This window comes from Saccharopolyspora sp. NPDC002376, from assembly GCF_053593195.1.
The window spans coordinates 20,177-35,489 of record NZ_JBSFBZ010000050.1; the positions used below are offsets into that span (position 1 = coordinate 20,177).

Sequence of the window (15,313 nt, forward strand, 5' to 3'; positions counted from 1 at the left end):
GATCGTGGGGAGAGCGATGCCGGGCCGAGCTGACCAGCAGTTGCCACTGTCGGCCGCGCAGGCGGGGATCTGGTTCGCCCAACAGCTTGACCAGGCGAATCCGATCTTCAACACCGCCGAACGCGTGGAGATCCACGGGCCGGTGGAGCCCGAGCGGTTCGCCGTCGCGCTGCGGCGGGCGGTTGCCGAGGCCGAGTCGCTGCGCATCCGGATCTGCGACGACGGGGCGGAACCGGGCCAGGTCATCGAGGAACCCGCCGAGTTCGACCTGCCGGTCGTCGACTGCTCGGCCGCTGCCGACCCCGATGCGCAGGCGCTCGCCTGGATGCGCGCTGACCTGCGGGAACCGGTGGACCTGACGCGCGGGCAGGCCGGTCGGTTGTGGAGCGCCGCGCTGTTCAAGCTCGACGCGCAGCGCTGGTGCTGGTACCAGCGGATCCACCACGTGGCCATCGACGGCTACGGATTCTCGATCCTCATCCGCCGGGTCGCCGAGCTCTACGGCGATCCGGACCCCGGCCCGTCGCCGTTCGGCTCGCTGGAGTCGTTGCTGGACGATGAGCGGGACTACCGGGAATCGGCGAAGTTCGAGCGCGACACGGCGTTCTGGGCGGAGCAGTTCGCAGACCGGCCGGACGTGGTGTCGCTGACCGAGAGCTCGCGGCCCACCGCGCACGATTTCCTCCGGCAGAGCGGGGAATCCGGGGCGGAGTTGGCCGCGGCGGCCGAGGAAGGCCGCACGATCTGGTCGGACGCGCTCATCGCTGCCTTCGGCGCCTACCTGCACCGGATGACCGGGGCGGACGACGTGGTGCTGGGGCTGCCGGTGATGGGGCGGCTCGGTTCGGTCGCGCTGCGGGTGCCCGGCATGGTCGTCAACGTGCTGCCGCTACGGCTGCGGATCACCGCGGAAACCACGCGTTCGGAACTGATTTCGCAGGTCTCCAAGGCTGTTCGTCAGCTGCGCAAGCACCAGCGCACCCGCAGCGAGGACCTGCGCCGCGACCTGAAGCTGCTGGGTTCGGACCGGCCGCTGTTCGGGCCGATGATCAACATCAAGGCTTTCGACTACGATCTGCGGTTCGGCGACAGCCCGGCCATCGTGCACAACCTCGCCGCCGGACCGGTCGACGACCTGACCGTCGCGGTCTACCACGATGACGGGCAGCTGCGGTTCGAGTTCGACGCCAACCCCGACCGCTACCGCGAGGCCGACCTCACCGCGCACCGCGAGCGATTCCTGCGCTTCCTCGGGAATTTCGCGGAATGCTCTGGCGAAACGCTGATCGGCCAGATCGAACTGCTCTCCGCCGAGGAGCGCACCCGGATCCTGGACGAGTGGAACGCGCCGATCGCCGGTGTGCCGGAACTGCCCACCGCGACGCTGCCGCAGCTGTTCGAGGAGCAGGTCACGCGGACTCCGGATTCGGTCGCAGTCACCTGCGGCGAGGAGCGGCTGACCTACGAGGAGCTCAACGCGCGCGCCAACCAGCTCGCGCACCACTTGATAGACCTCGGCGTCGGGCCGGAACAGCTGGTGGCGCTGGCCTTGCCGCGCTCGGCCGAACTGGTGGTGTCGCTGCTGGCGGTGCTCAAGGCCGGGGCGGCGTACTTGCCGCTGGATCCCGGACATCCGGCCGATCGGATCGCCTACATCGTCGGCGACGCGCAGCCGACCGTGCTGATCAGCGATGCCGAGCACGCTTCGAGGCTGCCCTCCGGAATCACCTCTGTCCTGCTGGACGATTCGACCGCGCAGGCCGAGATCTCCCGGCATTCGCAGCGCGACCCCAAGCCCGGTGAGCGCGGGCCGTTGACCACCGAGCACGCCGCGTACGTCATCTACACCTCCGGTTCCACTGGACAGCCGAAGGGCGTGTCGATCCCGCACCACAACGTGGTCCGGCTGTTCAACGCCACCGAGCCGTGGTTCTCGTTCGACAGCAACGACGTTTGGACGTTGTTCCACTCCTACGCCTTCGACTTCTCGGTGTGGGAGCTGTGGGGCGCGCTGCTGCACGGTGGGCGGCTGGTGGTCGTTCCGCACGAGGTCAGCCGCTCGCCGCGGGAGTTCCGGCGGCTGCTCGTCGACGAGCAGGTGACCGTGCTCAACCAGACGCCGTCGGCGTTCTACCAGCTCAGCCAGGCCGATCGGGAGGATCCGGCGGGCGAACTGGCGCTGCGCGTGGTGATCTTCGGCGGCGAGGCGCTCGAACTGTCCAGGTTGGACGATTGGTACGAGCGGCATCCGGAGATGCCCAAGCTGGTCAACATGTACGGGATCACCGAGACCACCGTGCACGTGTCCTACGTCGAGCTGGACCGCGAGCTGGTGGCCCGGCGCGACGGCAGCGTGATCGGTCGTGGCATTCCCGACCTGCGGGTGTACCTGCTGGATTCGCAGCTGCGGCCGGTGCCGCCCGGCGTGGTGGGCGAGCTGTACGTGGCGGGGGAGGGCCTGGCGCGCGGTTATCTCGGGCGCCGTGGTCTGACCGCGCAGCGGTTCGTCGCCGACCCGCACGGCGCGCCGGGAACCCGCATGTACCGCTCCGGTGACCTGGGGCGTTGGCGGCCGGACGGCAGCATCGAGTTCATCGGTCGCGCCGATCACCAGGTCAAGGTGCGTGGATTCCGCATCGAGCCGGGCGAGATTGAGGCGCACCTGGTGGCGCATCCGCAGGTCCGGCAGGCCGCTGTCGTGGTGCGCGAGGACCAGCCCGGCGACCAGCGCCTGGTCGGCTACACCGCCGGTGAGGCCGGGGCGGGGGAGCTGCGGACGCACCTGGCCGGGCGGCTGCCGGGTTACATGGTGCCCTCGGCGTTCGTGTCGGTTGACGAGATTCCGTTGACCGCCAACGGGAAGCTCGACGTGCGCGCGCTGCCCGCGCCGGAGTTCGGCGGCGATGTCGCGGGTCGTGAACCGCGCAACGACGTCGAGGCCGGGCTGTGCCGGTTGTTCGCCGAGGTGCTCGGGGTGCGCGAGGTCAGCATCGACGACGGGTTCTTCGAGCTCGGCGGGCATTCGCTGCTGGCGGCGCGGTTGTTGGCGCGGGTGCGGGCCGAACTCGGCGCTGAGCTGACCATCCGCAGCCTCTTCGACCACCCGACCGTTGCCGGGCTCTCCGAGCAGCTGGGGGCGGTTGCGCGTCGACCGAAGCTGCGGCGCGTTGAGCGGCCCGAGCGGATTCCGCTTTCGTTCGCGCAGCAGCGCCTTTGGTTCCTCAACCGGTTAGAGGGTCCTAGCGCCACTTATAACTTGCCGCTGGTGCTGCGCATGTCCGGCGATCTGGACGTTGCGGCGCTGCGCGCAGCGCTCGGCGATGTCGCGCAGCGGCACGAGAGCCTGCGCACGATCTTCCCGGATGAGCTGGGCGAACCGCGCCAGCTGGTGCTCGACGCCGGCCCGGAGCTGACCGTCGTTCAGGTTCCGTCGTCCGATGATCAGCAATTTCCATTGAAATTGTGCACCTCCGCGGCGGGGTCCGGTGTGGACGTTGCTGTGGCGGAGGTTGCTCGGGAGGGGTTCGATCTGGCGGTGGATCCGCCGATCCGGACCGTGCTGTTCGAGACCGGTGACGAGCACGTGTTGTTGGTGCTGCTGCACCACATCGCTGTTGACGAGTGGTCGATCCGGCCGTTGGTGCGTGACCTGTCCACCGCGTATGCGGCGCGGGTGCGGGGTGCGGCGCCGGAGTGGGACGAGCTGCCGGTTCAGTACGTGGATTACACGCTGTGGCAGCGGGATCTGCTCGGTGCCGAGTCCGATCCGGCCGGGTTGGCCGGTCGGCAGCTGGAGTTCTGGCGCAGCGCGCTCGCCGATCTGCCCGACCAGCTGGAGCTGCCCACCGACTTCCCGCGTCCGGCCGTCGCGAGCCACCAGGGCGACTCGGTGAGCTTCGGACTGGACGCCGAGTTGCACCAGAAGTTGCGGCAGATCGCGGGAGAACACCAGGTCAGCGTGTTCATGGTGCTGCAAGCCGGGCTGGCCGCGCTGCTGACCCGGCTGGGGGCTGGCACCGACATCCCCATCGGTTCGCCGGTGGCTGGTCGCAGTGATGACGCGCTCGACGAGCTGGTCGGGTTCTTCGTCAACAGCCTCGTGCTGCGCACCGACACTTCTGGCGAGCCCGGTTTCGCGGAGCTGGTCGACCGGGTGCGGCAAGCCGACCTGGCCGCCTTCGACAACGCCGAGCTGCCCTTCGAGCGGCTCGCGGAGGCGCTCAACCCGGCGCGTTCGCTGGCTCGGCACCCGCTGTTCCAGGTGATGCTCGCCTACTGGGGCGCCACCGACGCCGTCGCCGCGGACCTGCCCGGGCTGAAGACCACTGTGGACACTGCGGCGGCTGGGGCGGCGAAGTTCGACCTGGCGTTCAGCCTCAGCGAACGCGCCGACGGCGGGGTCGACGGGCTGGTGCAGTACAGCACCGACCTGTTCACCCGGCAGACCGTCGACGACCTGGCCGCGCGCTTCGTCCGGCTGCTGGCCGCAGCGGTGACCGATCCCGCGAAGCCGATCAGCCGCCTGGACGTGCTGGGCGAGCAGGAGCGGCAGCGGGTCCTGACCTGGGGTGATGCGGTCGGCTCGATCGAACCGGCCGGGACGTTCCCCGAGCTGTTCGCGCGCGCCGCCGAGCGCGAGCCGGACAAGATTGCGCTGATCTTCGAGGAAGTCGAGCTCAGCTACCGAGAACTGGACCGGCGGGTCACCGAGCAGGCGCGGCTGCTGGCCGAGCACGGCGTCGGGCCGGGCGACATCGTCGGCGTGCTGTTGCCGCGCTCGGCCGAACTGATCATCGGGCTGCTGGCCGCGATGCGCGCCGGAGCCGCGTACTTGGCGCTGGATCCGGAGTACCCGGTGGAACGGTTGCGGCACATGGTCGAGGACGCCAAGCCGCGCCTAGTGCTCACCGACGACCTCGGGGCAGAGCTGCCAACAGCCCTGCTGAGCTGTAGTGATCGTCCGGAAGGCAGCTGGCAGCTACCGGCTCCTCGGCTCGACGACGCCGCATACGTCATCTACACCTCGGGCTCCACCGGCACGCCGAAGGGCGTCGTGGTGCCGCACCACGGCATCGCCAAGCTGCTGGCCACCCAGACCGAACGGGTCGGCATCACCGCCGACAGCCGGGTGCTGCAGTTCGCCTCGCCGAGCTTCGACGTGGCGTTCTGGGAGATTTGCATGGGGCTGCTCAGCGGGGGCACGCTGGTCGTGGTGCCCGCTGACCGGCGCGTGCCCGGCGAGCCGCTGGCCGAGTACGCCCGCCGTCATCAGGTCACGCACATGGCGATCGGGCCGTCGATGATGGGCATGTTCCCGGCCGACACCGAACTCCCGCCGAACGCAACCCTGTTGTGCGGGGCGGAGAAGGTGCCGTCCGACCTGGTGCTGCGTTGGGCACGCGGTCGGAAGATGCTCAACTGCTACGGCCCCACCGAGGCGACGGTGAACTCCACGCTGTGGGACTGCGATCCCGACGCGGTGGGCAGTTCGGTGCCGATCGGCGTGCCCGACCCCGGCGCCCGGCTCCACGTGCTCGACGAGCAGCTGGAACCGACTCCGCCCGGTGTCGTCGGCGAGCTCTACGTCTCTGGCCTCGGCCTCGCGCGCGGCTACCTCAACCGGCCGGGGCTGACCGCCGAGCGCTTCGTCGCCGACCCGTTCGGGCCGCCCGGTTCCCGCATGTACCGGACCGGTGACCTGGTGCGCTGGCGTCCCGACGGAACGCTGGACTTCGCGGGTCGGGTCGATGATCAGGTCAAGATCCGCGGTTTCCGCATCGAACTCGGCGAGGTCGAGGCGGTGCTGGCCCAGCACCCGGACGTCACGCAGGTCGCGGCGGTGGTGCGCGAGGACACCCCCGGCGACAAGCGGCTGGTGGCCTACGTGGTGGGTGGTGGTGATGCCGCCGAGCTGCGGCGGCACGTGGCCGATTCGCTGCCGGACTACATGGTCCCGGCCGCGGTCGTGTTCGTCGACGCGCTGCCGCTGATGCCCAACGGCAAGCTCGACCGCCGCGCGCTTCCCGCGCCTGACCTGGGTGAATCGGTGGGCAGCGCGATGCCGCGCAACCCCACCGAGGAGATCCTCTGCGGGCTGTTCGCCGAGGTGCTCGGGCTGCCGCGAGTCGGTGTCGAGGACAGTTTCTTCGACCTGGGCGGACATTCCTTGCTGGCGGCCAAGCTCATCGGCCGCATCCGCGACGCGCTGGGCGTGCGGGTCAACGTTGGAAGCCTGTTCGCGGCGCCGACCGTGGCCGGGCTCGCGGAGCGGCTGCACAGCGGTGGTGGTCGGGACGCGCTGGAGATCCTGCTGCCGCTGCGCACCGAAGGCAGCAAACCGCCGCTGTTCTGCGTGCACCCCGCCGCAGGGTTGGCGTGGCCGTTCTCGAGGCTGCTCAAGCACATCGACGACGAGCGGCCGATCTACGGGATCCAGTCGCGAGGGCTCGCCGAGCCGCAGCCGGTCGCGGCGAGCTTGAGCGAGATGGCCGATGAGTACCTCGAGCACATCCGCCAGGTCCAGCCGCACGGGCCGTACTACTTCCTCGGCTGGTCCTTCGGCGGCGTGGTCGCGCACGAGATGAGCACCCACCTGCAGGAGCAGGGCGAAGAGGTGCGGTTCCTGTGCATGCTCGACTCCTATCCGAAGGACGTGTGGGACGAGCTGCCGACCGAGACCGAGGCGCTCAAGGCCCTGCTCCACATGGCCGGTTACGACCTGACCGCGATCGACGGCGACTCGCTGACCAGGGAAAACGTGATGGCGATCCTGTCCGCGGAGGGCAGTGCGCTGGCCAACCTGGAACCGCACAGCATCACGGCGATCATCGACAACTTCGCCAACTGCGCGGTGCTGGAGAACGAGGCCGACCACGACAAGTTCCGCGGCGACGTCCTGTTCTTCTACGCCACCGTCAACCCGGCGAAGGAGTCGCTGACCGCGCAGATGTGGCAGCCCTACGTCGACGGCGAGGTGCGCAACCACGACATCGCCTGCGAGCACAAGGACATGACTCAACCCGAACCCCTCGCCGAGATCGCCGCGATCGTCGAGCGCGAGCTCGTCGAGGTGGACCGGTGACGGGCCGGTGGGTGCCAATTTCGCGAGAAGGCCAGCCCTTCACCCGACCGCCGCCCCCAAGGTGGCGCTTCGCGCCGCTGCCATTCACCCGGGTGACGGTCAATTTCTCGCGAAATTGGCACCACCCTCAGGCCGCGTGTTCAGGTGACACTGGAGGAGGACGAGGATGAGTAACCCGTTCGAGGATCCGGCCGCGGAGTACTACGCCCTGATCAACGATCAGGATCAGTACTCGCTGTGGCCGAGTGCGATCGCGGTGCCCGCCGGGTGGAGCGTCGCGCACGGCCCGGCTGACCGGGAGTCCTGCGTGGACCACATCGAGGTGAACTGGACCGACATGCGGCCCGCGCGCTGATGACCATGCTTCGCCAGGTGAGCCCCCAGGCGGCGGTCTGCATCTGCTACGTCGCGGCGATGTTCATGAACGGCATGGACGCCACCATCGTCAACGTCGCGCTGCCCGCCATCGCCAACGAGTTCTCGGCACCAGCCAGCGCGACTTCGGCGGTCAACGTCGGGTACCTGGTCAGCCTCGCGGTGTGCATCCCGGTGTCCGGCTGGCTCGGCGACCGGTTCGGCACGAAACGGGTTTTCCTCGGCGCCTTCGGGGTGTTCGTGCTGGCATCCGCGTTGTGCGGGCTGGCCGGGGACCTGACCCAGCTGACCCTCGCGCGGGTGCTGCAGGGCGCGGGCGGCGGGGTGATGAGCCCGGTCGCGCTGACGATGCTGTTCCGCGCCTACCCGCCGGAGCGGCGGATCCGGCTGTCCCGGATTCTGTTGCTGCCGACCGCGGTGGCGCCGGCGCTCGGACCCGTGCTGGGCGGGTTCTTCGTCGAGAACCTCACCTGGCGTTGGGGTTTCTACGTCAACGTGCCGGTCGGCGCGCTGGCGCTGCTGTTCGGCGTGCTGCGGCTGGTCGAGCACGTCGAGGCCCGGGAGAAGCGGTTCGACGTGCTCGGTTTCGCGTTGGCCGCGCCCGGGCTCGGGCTGGTGATGTACGCGCTGGAATCGGTGGCGCGGAGCGGACTTGGCTCGCCGCACGTCTGGGGCGCCGGGCTCGCCGGGTTGATCTGCCTGGCGCTGCTGGTCAAAACCCAGCTGCGGGCCCGAGAACCGATGCTGGACCTGCGGTTGCTCGGCGACTCCTCGTTCCGCCGCGCGAGCCTGATTCTGTTCGTGTGCGTGGCCGGATTCCTCGGTACGCTCTACGGATTCACGTTGATGTTCCAGCAGGGACTGGGCGCGTCGGCCTGGGAAACCGGGTTGGTGACGTTGCCGAAGGCGGTCGGGCTGATGGTCGCCTCCCAGCTGGTCGGCTGGGCGCACCGCAGATTCGGTGCGCGCCGGGTGATCGCCACCGCCATGCTCGGCGCGGCGATCTCGTTCGCGCTGCTCAACGCGATCAGCGCGGGGGACTTCTGGTTCGCCGCGTTCGTGCAGCTGCTCACCGGGTTCTTCGTCGGCGCGGCCTCCGCGGAACTGCAGGTCGTCGCCTTCGCCACGATCAGCAAGTCCGCGACCGGTGGCGCGTCGACGTTGTTCAACGTGCAGCGGCAGGTCGGCTCCGCGCTCGGCGTGGCGCTCACCGCCTGCGTGCTGGCCGGTTCGCCGGGCATTGACGGCTATCACCTGGCGATGTTCGTGTCGGCCGGATTCGCGCTGGTCGGGATGGTGCTTGCGTTGCGCATCAAGGAAAAAGCACCCGAGCGACAGCCGGTTGCGGCGGGGCGCTGAGAGATCTGAGCCACCGCGGGGAAGACAATCGGTGGATCTATGGTTAGGCTTGCCTTAACTGACATGGTCGTTGGTGGACAGGAAGGAACGCATGGTCGATGGGTACCGCGGACCGAGTCCGGCACAGCCGGCCCCCAGCGCGCAATCTCCAGGTGCTGCGCACCTCTGAGCTGAGCCCCTCGATGCGGCGGGTGACCCTCGGCGGCGAAGAGCTCGAAGGCTTCCTGGACCAGCACAACGGTCCGAACATCAAGGTCTTCGTGCCGCAGCAGGGCCAGCAGCAACCGGTGCTGCCGACGCTGGACGCCGAGACCGGCCGCTACCGCTGGCCCGAACTGCACGAGCGCCCGACCATGCGCACCTACACCGTCCGCCGCTACGACGAGGGCCGCGGCGAGCTCGACGTCGACTTCGTGATGCACGGGGAGCACGGCGTGGCCTCGAACTGGGCGCGCAACGCCCGGCCTGGCGACCACCTCGGCGTGATGGGCCCCGGCGGCAAGATCTGCCGGGCTGCCGACTACTACCTGCTGGTCGGCGATGAAACCGCGTTGCCAGCGATCTCCAACATCGTCGAAGGTCTGCCGTCCACCGCGCGCGGCCAGGTGCTCGTCGAGATCGGCGGCGCCACCGAGCAGCAGCACGTCGAATGCTCGCCGGACCTGCAGTGGACCTGGCTGCACCGCGACGGCGTCGCGGCCGGACGTTCGCAGCAGCTCGTCGACGCCGTGCAACAGCTGGACGTGCCCGCCGACGTGGACGTTTCCGCGTGGGTCGCCGGGGAGTCCGGCATCGTCCGCGGCATCCGCCGCCACCTGCGCAACGACCGCGGCATGGACGCGAAGTCTGTTCTCGCCATCGGCTACTGGAAGTACGGGCTGGCCGAAACCGAATACCACGACAAGCACAACCACGACCGGGACTGACGGACGTGGACCGGGATCCGGCGCGAACGCTCGATTCGCGCCGGCGAATCCGCGTGCCCGCGAACGGGCACCAGCGAGGCGAGGGGACAACGTGTCTGCGGTATCGAGCGAGGAAGTAGTCCACGACGTTCTGGGGATCGGTTTCGGACCGTCCAACCTGGCGCTGGCGATCGCGCTGGAGGAGCACAACCGCACCGCACCCGCCGCTGACCAGCTCTCCGGGGCCTTCTTCGAGCGCAAGCCCGAATTCGGGTGGCACCAGGGGATGCTGATCGAAGGAGCCACCATGCAGGTGTCCTTCCTCAAAGACCTGGTCACCATGCGCAACCCGGCCAGCGACTTCTCCTTCCTGAGCTACCTGCACGACAAGCAGCGGCTGGTCGACTTCATCAACCACAAGACGATGTTCCCGACCCGCGTCGAGTACCACGACTACCTGGAGTGGGCGGCGGGGCGCGTGGCCGACTCGGTGCGCTACGACGCTGAAGTCGTTGAACTGCACCGTTCTGGTGAGCTCTTCGAAGCCGTGGTCCGCGTTGGCGGGCAGCTGGAGGTGCATCGGGCTCGCAACGTCGTGCTCGCGGTCGGGTTGGAGGCGAGCCTGCCCGACGGGGTGGAGCGCGGGGAGCGGGTGTGGCACAACCTCGATCTGCTGCACCGCGTTGACGGGCTGACCGAGTCGCCGCGTCGTTGCGTGGTCGTCGGAGCTGGTCAGAGTGCTGCGGAGGTCACCGAGTACCTGCACCGGACGTTCCCGGCGGCCGAGGTGTGCGCGGTGTTCAGCCGGTACGGCTACAGCCCGGCCGACGACAGCCCGTTCGCCAACCGGATCTTCGACCCGCAGGCGGTCGACGACTTCCACACCGCCTCACCCGAGGTCCGCCGCGAACTGCTGGAGTACCACCGCAACACCAACTACTCGGTGGTCGACCTGGACCTCATCGAAGACCTCTACGCCCGCTCCTACCAGGAGAAGGTGCGCGGTGAGGAGCGGCTGCGGATCCTCAACGCCTCCCGGGTCCGCGACGTCGCGGCTGGTGACGGTGGGGTGGCGGTGACCGTCGAGTTCCTGCCGTCGGGGGAGCGCGTGGAACTGGCCGCCGACCTGCTGGTGTACGCGACTGGATGCCGCCCCCGCGACCCGTTCCCGCTGCTCGGCGAGACCGCGCAGGACTGCGAGCGCGACGAGCACGGGCGTCTCCAGGTGGAGCGCGACTACCGCCTGCGCACCATCGCGGATCTTCCGGGCGGCATCTACCTCCAGGGCGGAACCGAGCACACCCACGGACTGACCTCGTCGCTGCTGTCCAACGGAGCGGTCCGGGCCGGCGAAATCCGCGACTCAATCCTCACCCGCCGAGCCCGGCCGAAGATCACCCAGCCCGACAAAGCAGTCACCTACGCCTGATCCCGTCCGGGTCTCCGTTCCCGCCATTTCCCGAGACGCTCGCGGTCAGCGGGATCACAGTTTCAATTGAAACTGTGATCCGTTGTGGGTGGGATTTACAGTTTCAATTGAAACTGTGTTCAGTCGCGACTGAAACCTACGGCGGCAATTGACACTGTGGTTCTCCGGTGCCGGACCGGTGCTGTGCCCAGCGCCGGGATCCGGGGATTTCCGAGAAATTCTCGGGTGGGTATTCGGGAGCTCCTTGGGGGTGTGTAACCGCGGGCACAGGTGGGAACAAGGTCGGGGGTTGGGTGGTTGGACGTGGCGATGGACACCAATGCGACTCCGGAGCGCGCCGAGAGCGGTAGCGCGACCGCTGACCAGGCCGATCAGATCAGGGGCGTTGCGCGCGGCGATTCGCCGGTGCCGCTGTCGGTGCTCGACCTGTCCACCGTCGGCGTGCAGCACAGCGCGTCCGACGCGCTGAGCACCACCACCGAGCTGGCCCGCCGGGTCGAGGAGTGGGGCTTCCAGCGGATGTGGCTCGCCGAGCACCACGGCATGCCCGGTATCGCCAGCTCCGCTCCGGCCGTCGTGATCGCCCACCTCGCCGCGCACACCAGCACGTTGCGGCTGGGCTCCGGCGGCGTGATGCTGCCCAACCACGCGCCGCTGGTCGTCGCCGAGCAGTTCGGCACGCTGGAGGCGCTGCACCCCGGGCGCATCGACCTCGGCATCGGCCGCGCTCCCGGCACCGACCAGGCCACCGCCCGCGCCCTGCGGCGCACCAGCGGTCCGCTGTCCGCCGACGACTTCCCGCAGCAGCTCGGCGAGCTGATGGCCTTCCTCGGTGACGACTTCCCGATCGACCACCCCTACGCGGCGATCCAGTCCGTCCCGAACGGGCCCGTGCCGCCGATCTGGCTGCTCGGTTCCAGCGGGTTCAGCGCGCAGCTGGCCGGTCAGCTCGGCCTGCCGTTCGCCTTCGCGCACCACTTCAGCGCGCAGAACACGCTGCCCGCGCTGGAGCTGTACCGGCAGTCCTTCGAGCCCTCCTCGGTGCTCGGCGAGCCGTATGCGCTGATCGGAGTCCAGGCGGTGGCTGCCGACACCGACGAGGAAGCGCTGGACATCGTCCGCCCGATCGCGCTGAGCATGCTCCGGCTGCGGCGCGGCATGCCCGGCAAGCAGCCGACCCGGCAGGAGGCGCGCGAGTACGCCTACACCGAGCTGGAGCAGAGCTTCGTCGACAGCTGGCTGGACGACGCGGTCTACGGCTCGCCGGAGACGGTCCGCGCGGGGCTGGACGAGCTGCGCGAGCGCACCGGTGTGCAGGAGCTGATGCTGACCGCCAACGTGCCTGACCGCGACACCAAGCTGAACTCGTTCGAACTGGTCGCCAAGGCCTACCGGATGATCTGACCCCAGTCGTTTGGCCTGGTCAGAGCCCGTGAGTGCTTTGCGTCGCCATAGCACTCCAAAGTGCTCATGGGCCCTGAACTGCGAAAACAGTCCGGCCGCGCATGAGTCCGGGTTCCCGGAATCTGGGTGGGCTGGAGTTCCGCTGCGGCAAACCGGTCATAGGGGGCTCGCGCATGGTGGGCGGGGCCACTCGGGCTGAGGTCCGGCGTAGGCGTTGGTTTCGCGTGGCGTACGGTCTGTTGACACCGTTCTTTCTAGGCATGAGGCGGGATTGAGGGTATTGGCGTGAAGCCTGGTGTGCTGATCTTCTACCGGATCATGGCGTACGTCACCGCGGTGCTGTTGATCCTTCTGTGCGCCGCGATGGTGCTCAAGTACGGCCACTTCGTCGGGTTGTGGGAAGAGGGCACCTCGACGCAGCAGCTCGGGACCGACTGGACCTTCCGGATCGGTGTCGCGCACGGCTGGCTGTACATGGTCTACCTGCTCGTCGCCGTGGTCGCCACGACCCAGCTGCGCGTCCCGATCGGCCGCATGCTGCTGGTGCTGCTGGCCGGCACCATCCCGTTCGGCGCGTTCTTCGCCGAGCGCAAGGTGACGCACTGGCACGAGCTGCGGATGGCCGGCAAGCCGTTGACCGAGCCGCAGACCCGGACCGCGGAGGAATCGCCGGCCTCATGACAGCAACACACGAGTCCGCCTCCGCATCCGCTGAAGCCGCGCCTGTTGCCGGGCGTCGGCGCGGTGTCGTCGCCGCCTACTTCGCGCTGACCAAGCCGCGCGTCATCGAGCTGCTGCTGGTCACCACGGTCCCCGCGATGTTCCTCGCTCAGCGCGGAATCCCGTCGCCGTGGCTGGTGATCGTGACGCTGCTCGGCGGCGCCATGTCGGCTGGCAGCGCCAACGCGCTCAACTGCGTCGCGGACTCCGACATCGACGCGGTGATGCACCGGACCAAGAAGCGCCCGTTGGTGCGCTACGAGGTGCCGCGCCGCAACGCTCTGATCTTCGGCATCGTGCTCGGCGTGGTGTCCTTCGCAGTGCTCTGGGCGGGCGCGAACCTGCTGGCCGCGGTGCTGGCCACCAGCGCGATCCTGTTCTACGTCTTCGTCTACACGCTGGTGCTCAAGCGCCGGACCCCGCAGAACATCGTGTGGGGCGGCGCTGCGGGCTGCATGCCGGTGGTGGTCGGCTGGGCCGCGGTCACCGGCAAGGTGGAGTGGCCCGCGCTGGTGATGTTCGGCGTGGTGTTCCTGTGGACGCCGCCGCACTTCTGGTCGCTGGCCATGAAGTACAAGGACGACTACGCCCGCGCCGGAGTCCCGATGCTGCCGGTGGTGGCCACCACCCGGCAGGTGTCGGCCCGCATCCTGGCCTACAGCTGGGCGACGGTGGGCTGCACGCTGCTGCTGGTCCCGGTGACCAGCTGGGTATACGTGGCCTTCGCGGTGCTGGCCGGAGCGGCGTTCCTGATCGTCGCGCAGCGCCTGCACACTGCGGTGCGCAACGGCAAGGCCGTCAACCCGATGAAGCTCTTCCACCTGTCGAACTCGTACCTGGCCCTGCTCTTCGTGGCCATCGCAGTCGACGCAGCGGTCGGCCTCCCAGTCCTGGGCTGAGCCCCCCGCCAAAGCAAGCGAACGGACCGTTCACCTCACCAACAGAGGCGAACGGTCCGTTCGCTTTTTGCTGAGTCGATCAGTGCAGCACCGGGAACACGCCTCGGTGATCATGTGGGTCACATCAGTTCGAAGGTTGCGCAGGGGTGGTTTTTGAAGTGGGGGGATTGGTGGTGGGCGAACTGGTGGACCAGTCGGTGAGCGTGGGTTTCCGGGGGCTCGTCGGTCAGGGCAGCCAGGTAGGTCTGGTGGGCCGCTAGGGAGGCGACCCACTGGTCCAGGTGGTCGGTGATGTCCACCGCGTGCGTTGGGGTTGGGGACGCTGCGATGGCTGTCCAGCGGGTGCCCTGCCACGGCTCGTAGCCCTGTTCGAGGAGGTCGGGGAAGATCCAGCGGTTTCCGGCGTCGGCGACCGCGTCCAGGGCGGCTCGGCCGACCGCGCGGTGGTCGGCGCTGTTCCAGGTTCCCGGGCCCCAGGTGTCGTGGTGGTTGAGGGTGATCACCAGGCCTGGTCGGTGCTGGCGGATGGCGCGGCACAGGTCTCGGCGCAGCTGGAGGCCGTACTCGATCACGCCGTCCTGGTAGTCCAGGAACTCCACCGTGTGGACCCCGACCTTGGCGGCGCTCGCGTGCTGTTCGAGTTCGCGCAGCGGCGCAGCCTCCGACGGAGGTAGGCCGTCGATGCCTGCCTCTCCGCGGGTCACCAGCAGGTAGGCGACGTCGCGACCGGATGCCGTCCAGGCGGCGACCGCGCCGGAGCAGCCGTACTCCAGGTCGTCCGGGTGCGCGGCGATCGCCAGCGCCTGCTGCCAGTCCGTCGGCATGGGTTCCAGCTCGTCGACCATCTCGCTGCCTCCTGGGAACGCTGCGGTTGGTTCGAGTGTCGCGCAGCTGGCGCTGTTCTGGCTGGTGCAGCTGCCCGTTTTCCCGGCTGGTTGAGAAAAGCGGTCCGCACCTGCGAAAACCGGGCAGTACGACACGCGGGCGGCGTGTCGGATTTCGGTGCCGGAATTGCTGTCCACGGCTTTTCCGCCCGTTATCCGGCAAATTCGCGCAGTGGCATTTCTACGCCACCTCGGCATCGGTGATGACCGGCCGCAATACCTTCGCCAAAGACCGTGATCCGGACGGCTAAGGGAGG

General features: G+C 68.8%; 9 protein-coding genes. 8 read left to right on the plus strand and 1 reads right to left on the minus strand.

Features of this window, described 5'->3' with window-relative positions; genetic code table 11:
- Positions 1 to 16 precede the first annotated feature (16 nt).
- The 8 genes from ACWCO2_RS27575 (at position 17) to ACWCO2_RS27610 (ending at position 14,172) form a co-directional block, all read left to right on the plus strand.
- Complete coding sequence (locus ACWCO2_RS27575; protein WP_450130682.1) at positions 17 to 7,081, plus strand: amino acid adenylation domain-containing protein; 7,065 nt, start codon at positions 17 to 19, stop codon at positions 7,079 to 7,081.
- A 166-nt stretch (positions 7,082 to 7,247) separates the two neighbouring features.
- The gene (locus tag ACWCO2_RS27580) at positions 7,248 to 7,436 is read left to right on the plus strand and encodes an MbtH family protein (protein WP_270950539.1); all 189 of its coding nucleotides are present in this window, start codon (positions 7,248 to 7,250) and stop codon (positions 7,434 to 7,436) included.
- Positions 7,437 to 7,453: 17 nt separating this feature from the next.
- The gene (locus ACWCO2_RS27585) at positions 7,454 to 8,815 is read left to right on the plus strand and encodes an MDR family MFS transporter (RefSeq protein ID WP_450130683.1); all 1,362 of its coding nucleotides are present in this window, start codon (positions 7,454 to 7,456) and stop codon (positions 8,813 to 8,815) included.
- Positions 8,816 to 8,913: 98 nt separating this feature from the next.
- Positions 8,914 to 9,741 carry a siderophore-interacting protein gene (locus ACWCO2_RS27590; protein WP_450130684.1) on the plus strand — a complete coding sequence of 276 codons (828 nt, stop codon included), beginning with the start codon at positions 8,914 to 8,916 and terminating at the stop codon, positions 9,739 to 9,741.
- 91 nt (positions 9,742 to 9,832) lie between these two features.
- The gene (locus tag ACWCO2_RS27595) at positions 9,833 to 11,149 is read left to right on the plus strand and encodes a lysine N(6)-hydroxylase/L-ornithine N(5)-oxygenase family protein (protein WP_450130685.1); all 1,317 of its coding nucleotides are present in this window, start codon (positions 9,833 to 9,835) and stop codon (positions 11,147 to 11,149) included.
- 309 nt (positions 11,150 to 11,458) lie between these two features.
- A complete protein-coding gene (locus ACWCO2_RS27600) occupies positions 11,459 to 12,553 on the plus strand; it encodes an LLM class flavin-dependent oxidoreductase (protein ID WP_450130686.1) in 1,095 nt (364 codons plus the stop codon).
- Positions 12,554 to 12,838: 285 nt separating this feature from the next.
- Positions 12,839 to 13,234, plus strand: a complete 396-nt coding sequence (locus ACWCO2_RS27605) for a DUF3817 domain-containing protein (protein ID WP_450130687.1) — start codon at positions 12,839 to 12,841, stop codon at positions 13,232 to 13,234.
- The gene (locus tag ACWCO2_RS27610; RefSeq protein WP_450130688.1) at positions 13,231 to 14,172 is read left to right on the plus strand and encodes a heme o synthase; all 942 of its coding nucleotides are present in this window, start codon (positions 13,231 to 13,233) and stop codon (positions 14,170 to 14,172) included. The genes ACWCO2_RS27605 and ACWCO2_RS27610 overlap by 4 nt, the downstream gene beginning before the upstream one ends.
- Positions 14,173 to 14,291: 119 nt before the next feature.
- On the opposite strand, the gene ACWCO2_RS27615 is transcribed toward ACWCO2_RS27610, so the two are convergent.
- The gene (locus tag ACWCO2_RS27615; RefSeq protein ID WP_450130689.1) at positions 14,292 to 15,017 is read right to left on the minus strand and encodes a PIG-L deacetylase family protein; all 726 of its coding nucleotides are present in this window, start codon (positions 15,015 to 15,017) and stop codon (positions 14,292 to 14,294) included.
- Between the last annotated feature and the right edge of the window lie 296 nt (positions 15,018 to 15,313).